Source organism: Yoonia sp. (genome assembly GCF_036007805.1).
Lineage (GTDB): Bacteria > Pseudomonadota > Alphaproteobacteria > Rhodobacterales > Rhodobacteraceae > Yoonia.
In genome coordinates this window covers 1-3,752 of sequence record NZ_DASYOK010000279.1, presented here as the reverse complement: position 1 = coordinate 3,752, position 3,752 = coordinate 1, and the positions used below count along the sequence as shown (strand labels likewise).

5 protein-coding genes are annotated in these 3,752 nt (G+C 59.5%); 4 read left to right on the top strand and 1 reads right to left on the bottom strand.

All coding sequences use genetic code 11. The annotated features are described in order from the left end of the window. Positions 1–75: 75 nt before the first annotated feature. The 4 genes from VGP75_RS14925 to VGP75_RS14910 all read left to right on the top strand — a co-directional run bounded on the left by VGP75_RS14925 (position 76) and on the right by VGP75_RS14910 (position 3,214). Positions 76–558: a DUF1499 domain-containing protein gene (locus VGP75_RS14925; RefSeq protein ID WP_327544423.1), complete on the top strand. Its 483-nt coding sequence runs from the start codon at positions 76–78 to the stop codon at positions 556–558. A gap of 18 nt (positions 559–576) precedes the next feature. Further along, complete coding sequence (gene prfA / locus VGP75_RS14920; protein WP_110278657.1) at positions 577–1,632, top strand: peptide chain release factor 1; 1,056 nt, start codon at positions 577–579, stop codon at positions 1,630–1,632. Further along, a complete protein-coding gene (gene prmC / locus VGP75_RS14915; RefSeq protein WP_327544422.1) occupies positions 1,629–2,477 on the top strand; it encodes a peptide chain release factor N(5)-glutamine methyltransferase in 849 nt (282 codons plus the stop codon). Before prfA ends, prmC begins: the two co-directional genes overlap by 4 nt. 218 nt (positions 2,478–2,695) lie before the next feature. Then, the gene (locus VGP75_RS14910; RefSeq protein ID WP_327544421.1) at positions 2,696–3,214 is read left to right on the top strand and encodes a DUF4167 domain-containing protein; all 519 of its coding nucleotides are present in this window, start codon (positions 2,696–2,698) and stop codon (positions 3,212–3,214) included. Positions 3,215–3,298: 84 nt separating this feature from the next. Here VGP75_RS14910 and VGP75_RS14905 read toward each other — a convergent pair. After that, the coding region (locus VGP75_RS14905; RefSeq protein ID WP_327544420.1) for a ribosomal RNA small subunit methyltransferase A at positions 3,299–3,752 on the bottom strand (454 nt) is incomplete at its 5' end.

Genomic DNA, 3,752 nt, shown 5'->3' with positions numbered 1-3,752 from the left:
GCACTGACGGGGGCGAATTTGATGTTCGAAATGCTGTCGATCCTGCCGGGTGTGCCGTACCGCTAGGCTTCACACGTGACCATCGGCGCAGGAGCTGCGTCCGAAATGACTTATGAGGGCCGTATCATGCGTATTCTTTATCTAATCATTCTCATTGTTGCCGGTCTTGCCGCCTATGTGCGGTTTGCGCCGACGGACATAGCGCGCTGGCATCAAGTGCCCGAAGTGACCACGGCAGGCGATACGGAGGGGGCAGGATCATTCCTTGCCGTCCGCCGCATAAACGCCCCCGCAGCCGACGTGTTGGCGATGGTCGAAGCGCGGGCCTTGGCGACACCAAGAACACGGTTGCTGGCGGGCAGTGTGGCGGAGGGTATGATAACCTTTCAGACACGGTCGCTTTTGTGGGGCTTTCCCGATCATACAACTGTTGCTGTGCAGGGTGATTTGCTTGTGATTTATGGCAGGTTGCGGTTCGGCCAGTCCGATATGGGGGTGAACAAGGCGCGCGTTGAAAGCTGGCTTGAAACGCTTGCCCCCTTGACCGAGCCGCTTTGATCCGCCAATCGGTGATCCATGATCGCATCTGATAAAATCGAACAACTGATTGACCGTTTCCAGTTTCTGGAGGCGAAAATGTCCAGTGGTGCCGCGGGCAATGATATTGCCAAACTGGGCAAGGAATACGCCGATTTGCGCCCCGTCGTGGAAACCGTGACCGCCTACAAGGACCTGCTCGCGCAGATCGCCGATGCTGAGGCGATGCTTGCCGATCCGGAGATGAAGGAACTGGCCGAGGCTGAATTGCCTGATCTGAAAGCGGCGCTGGAAGCGTCCGAGCATGATGTGCAACTCGCGCTTTTGCCCAAAGATGCCGCTGACAGCCGGCCAGCATTGCTGGAAATCCGGCCCGGCACGGGCGGTGACGAGGCAGGGCTTTTTGCGGCTGATCTGCTGCGGATGTATCAGCGCTATGCCGAAAAGCAGGGCTGGAAATTCGAAATCCTCGAAGAAAGCCTGAGCGAACTTGGGGGCGTGAAAGAGGTCGTCGCAAGGGTTGTCGGTGATGGTGTTTTTGCAAGGCTGAAATACGAAAGCGGTGTGCACCGTGTGCAGCGTGTGCCGGAAACCGAGAGTGGCGGGCGTATTCACACCTCTGCTGCGACGGTGGCAGTGCTACCCGAGGCCGAGGACGTGGATATCGAGATCAATGCGAATGATTTGCGCATTGATACGATGCGCGCCTCCGGATCGGGTGGACAGCACGTCAATACGACCGACAGTGCGGTGCGGATCCTGCATATTCCCACAGGTATCATTGTGGTCAGTTCCGAGAAATCCCAGCACCGCAACCGCGAGATTGCGATGCAGGTGCTTAAAACGCGTCTGTTTGATCTGGAGCGCCAGCGCGTGGACAGCGAACGATCGGCTGACCGGAAAAGTCAGGTCGGGTCGGGGGACCGCTCGGAGCGGATCCGGACCTATAACTTCCCGCAAGGGCGGCTGACGGACCATCGGATCAACCTGACGCTCTATTCTCTGGGGCAGGTGATGCAAGGCGATCTGGATGAAATCATCGACGCCTTGCAGTCTGATGCACAAGCCACGATGCTGGCCGAGATGGGCGCGTGAGTGACGACAAGACCGGCAGTCAGGTTCTGGCGGCGGCTGTTCAGCAACTCACGAAAGCCGGGGTACCCGATGCCGCGCGGGATGCGCGCAAGCTTTTTGCCTATGCCGCTGGCGTTGATGCAGGGCGGTTGACGCTGATTTTGCCAGAGCCCGTGTCGGCAGAGGTCGCCACACGCTTTGAGCACCTGATTGCGCGCCGGTCGCGGTTCGAACCTGTGTCGCATCTGACCGGATCACGCGCGTTCTATGGTCGCGATTTCGAGGTCACAAAGGATGTCCTTGATCCGCGTCCTGACACGGAAACCCTGATTGATGTGGCGCTGCGGGATCCTTTTGCGCGTGTGCTTGATCTCGGGACCGGCTCGGGTTGCATTCTGGTGACGCTGCTGGCGGAAAATACGCAGGCGGTTGGTGTGGGGGCCGATGTGTCGCCCAAGGCGCTTGCCGTGGCCTTGCGCAACGCGCAGCGACACCACGTGGATGACAGGGCAACCTTTGTGCAAAGCGACTGGATGGCGGGTATCAGGCGGCCCTTTGATCTGATCGTGGCGAACCCGCCCTATATTGCCGCCGATGAAATGGCGGTTCTGTCACGCGATGTGCGCGAATGGGAACCGCGTTTGGCACTGACCGATGAGGCCGATGGGCTGTCGGCCTATCGCACCATCATCGCGCAGGCCCAAGATGTGCTGGAACCCGACGGCCGGTTGATATTCGAGATCGGATCGACGCAAGGCCGCGCGGTGGCCGAACTGATGCTGCAAGGGGGGCTGGCGCATGTTTTCGTGATTCCCGACCTTGATGGCCGTGACCGCGTTGTGATCGGCAAAACCAAGAGCTTTTGACCGACATGCGCCACATTAACTGGCGAAAACACGCCTTTTGCTCACTTTAGTCTTGTCTTGCACCCCCCCACATGCTTATTCATTCCCATCGGATGGGACGAGGCTCGCCACTGACCTCCCCCCGATCAGTCGCCAAACATCGCAAGGCTACACATTTGAGGCGCGCTATTAGCGCGACATTGGCCCAGCAACGACAGCCAAAGGCTTGAAAGCAACTTATGAGATCATCTAAGTCACGGTCGCGGAATAAAAGTCGCAACAACCGGCCCACGGGCGGTAACATCATCAACCGGGTTTTTGACAGCTCGGGCCCTGATGGCAAAGTGCGTGGTACGCCGCAGCAAATTATTGAAAAATATAACCAACTTCACCGCGATGCCGTTGTGTCGGGTGACCGTGTGGATGCGGAAAACTTTGCCCAGCACGCGGAACACTACACGCGTCTTCTGGCCGAAGCGCAGCGCGAAGTAGACGCCAAGCGCGAAGAGCAGGAAGAGCAGAACCGTCAACGTCAGGCCGAGCGTGATCGCGAGCGCCAAGAGCGCCTGAACGCGCAGGAAGAGGCCGCGAACGCGCCTTTGGAGATGGATCAGCCCGATCATGCGCATGAAGAAGGCGACAGCGGGTTGGTGGAAACACCCGAGGCCAAGCCAAAGCGCCCGCGTCAGCCACGCAAACCGCGCAAGGCACCCGATGAGGGGCCAAAGAACGACAATGCCCCAGAGGCTGCCGAATAGACACAAGCCCTCCGATTTCGGGGGGCTTTTTGTTTGGCGGGGGCAGGATTGCCTCCGGCGGAAGTTTGAAGGGACATGGAAAGCCTAGGACGCGTCGAGGCTTCTTGCCAAGGCGCAGAAGGCCTCTAGCCCGACCTGTTCGGCGCGTTCCGTGGGTTTGATCCCGACTGCATTCAGGTGGTCTTCAATATCGGGGCTGACGGATTTGAGCGCGGAGCGCAGCATCTTGCGGCGCTGGTTGAACGCGGCGGCCACCACTTTGTTCAGCGTGGCAGGATCCGCAGGGTAGCGCGGTGCGGGCAGGGCGGTCAGGTGCACCACGGCGGAGTTTACTTTGGGTGGGGGGCTGAAGGCCTCTGGCGGCAATTCCAGCACGATCTTGGCGTCCGTGCGCCACTGCGCCAGTAGCGCCAGACGCCCGTAGGCTTTGCTGCCCGGTGTCGCGACGATCCTTTGCGCCACTTCGCGTTGGAACATCAGTGTCAGGCTGTCCCAGAAGGGGGGCCATTCCGGTGGTGTCAGCCAGCGCACCAGAAGT